The sequence below is a fragment of the Actinomyces polynesiensis genome, assembly GCF_000820725.1.
Classification (GTDB): domain Bacteria; phylum Actinomycetota; class Actinomycetes; order Actinomycetales; family Actinomycetaceae; genus Pauljensenia; species Pauljensenia polynesiensis.
On record NZ_CCXH01000128.1, the window covers coordinates 1 to 1699 of the forward strand.

Consider the following 1699-nt stretch of genomic DNA (forward strand, 5'->3'; position numbering starts at 1 on the left):
CCACGGGTACCGTCTGGTCACCGACCCCGCTGCCGGGTCCCGTCGTCGCGGGGGATGCGGCTCCCTGCGGAGGGGTTGTCGTCTCGTCGTCGTTCACGGGCCAATCCTACGGGCGCGGTGGCGCCCGACGCGGGCCGGACCCCACCGGGGGTGCGCAGACTCACGCGCAGGAGGCCACACGGTGGCCGGGGCGGGGTGGCGAGGGCGTGACCGGGCGCTCGTCCCCACGGGGCACAGCGGGGCGCGGGGGACGCTGGACGGGGGGAGGTCAGAGTGCCTGGATGCGGGGGTCCTGGGTGAGGACCTCACGCGCCACCGGCACGTCGTTGTACACGTGCTTGATGCCCTGGACCTCCTGGTACCACTCCGCCCCCTTGCCGGTGATGACCACGGTGTCGCCGGGGCCGGCCGAGAGGATCGCGCGGCGCACGGCGTCGCGTCGGCAGGTGGTCACCTCGACGACCTCCTCCATCCCCGGCCTGACCCGGGCGATCCCCGCGAGGAGCTCGGCGCGGATCGACGAGGCGTCCTCCGTCCGGGGGTTCTCGTCGGTGACCCACAGGACGTCCGCCCCGCGTGCCCCGGTCTCGGCCACGTCCTCCCGCTTGGAGGGGTCCCGGTCCCCGTCGGTCCCGAAGACCAGCACCACCCGTCCGCCCGTCAACTCGCGGATGGACCGGAGGGTCCACTCCAGGCCCTCCGGGGTGTGGGCGTAGTCGACGACCACCAGGGGCTGCACCCGGGCGTCGTCGTTGACCTTCTCCATTCGCCCGGGTACCTGCGGGGCGTGCTGCACGGCGTCGATGACCCGGTCCACGTCGAGTCCCAGGGCCACCGCCGAGACGATGGCGACGACGGTGTTCTGGACGTTCACCTCACCGGGGATCGGGCAGGCGACCTCGCGGGCGGTCCCGGAGGGGTCCACCAGGGTGAAGACGGTGCGGGAGGTGCGCGTGTCGGGGTGGATGCCCCGGACCGTCCAGTCGGCGGGTGTGTCGGTGAGGGCGGACACCGTCACCACCGGGACCTCCGCCTCGTGGGCGAGGCGGCGCCCCCACTCGTCGTCCACGCACACCACGCCGCACCGGGGAGTGCGCGGGGGTGAAGAGGATCCTCTTCGCCTCGTAGTAGTGCTCCATGTCGCCGTAGTAGTCGAGGTGGTCGTGCTGGAGGTTGGTGAACCCCGCCACGTCGAACACGATCCCGTCGACCCTGTGCAGGCTCAGGGCGTGCGCGGAGGTCTCCACCACCGCGGCACCGAGGTCCTCCTCGACGGCCAGGGCCAGGAGGCGTTCCACGACCGGCGCCTCGTTGGTGGTGCGCACGGAACGGATGTGGAGGTCCCCGACGAGTGTCTCGACCGTGCCGCACAGCGCCGGGTCGGGGTGGGCGACCGTGAGGGCCGCGCGCATGAGGTAGGTCGTCGTCGTCTTCCCGTTGGTCCCGGTGACGGTCATCGTCGTCAGGTGGTCCGCCGGGTGCCCGTACACGGTGGCGGAGACGAGCGGCGTGGCGGCACGTGGGTCCTCGACCACCGCCACGGGCAGGTCGAGGCCGAGCTCAGCGGCCTGGCGCGCACCCTCGGGGTCCGTCAGCACCGCGACCGCGCCACCTTCCACGGCCGCGTGGGCGAAGCGGATCCCGTGCTGGGTGAGCCCGGGCACGGCGACGAAGAGCCAGCCCGGGGCGATGTCGTGGC

At 73.1% G+C, this 1699-nt stretch carries 1 pseudogene; it reads right to left on the minus strand.

From position 1 onward, the window contains the following. Positions 1–268: 268 nt before the first annotated feature. Positions 269–1699, minus strand: a pseudogene (locus TA90_RS06045) (Mur ligase family protein); the annotation flags it as partial.